We start from the raw sequence: 584 nt of genomic DNA, 5'->3' as shown, positions 1-584 counted from the left end.
CGCTCTTGTGTAGCGTAGCGGAACCGAGTCACGGAGATTACGGCATCCCGCCGACAGCAGTCGTACATGACCAATGAACGCGCTGCTCTCGGCGGAATGCTTGAGCAACTCGTTGACCTCGGAGCAATAGAGTTTCGGCCGGAGCCGCTCGACGCCATCGTCGAGCGGCGACTCAAAGCCATCTGGACCACCCGTACCTGCCCGAACTGTGACGCCGACGCCCTCCACGCTCTCGATGGTTCGGCCCGTATCTGGTGTGGCCGCTGTGACTGGAAAACCACCTACACCCGCGGCACACCCTTCTATGACTCGGAACTCGCCCCCGGCGAGTTCCTCGTCGCCTTCGTCCTTTACGCTGATTCCCTCCTCAGCATCAACCAAATCGCACCGCTGCTTGACCGCGCCTACAAAACCGTCTTCGAGGCAATTAGCGACGTGGAAACCGCGTTCGCTCGCGGTTTCCCGACTGTTTGGGAACGCATCGAGCACACGATTGCTGGGCCGACACAGGTGGACGAAACTCAGCGGGTGTGCTCGGGGTTCAAAGGCCAGAACCCACCGCGGGACGGACTGTCCCGCGGCGG

1 pseudogene is annotated in these 584 nt (G+C 61.8%); it reads left to right on the top strand.

From position 1 onward, the window contains the following. Positions 1 to 66: 66 nt before the first annotated feature. A pseudogene (locus tag PHA81_RS20870) lies at positions 67 to 584 on the top strand (IS1595 family transposase); the annotation flags it as partial.

It is taken from the genome of Halococcus sp. PRR34, assembly GCF_028617175.1.
Classification (GTDB): Archaea; Halobacteriota; Halobacteria; order Halobacteriales; family Halococcaceae; genus Halococcus; species Halococcus salifodinae.
The sequence above is the reverse complement of the archived record's forward strand: the minus strand, read 5'-3'. Positions and strand labels throughout refer to the sequence as shown.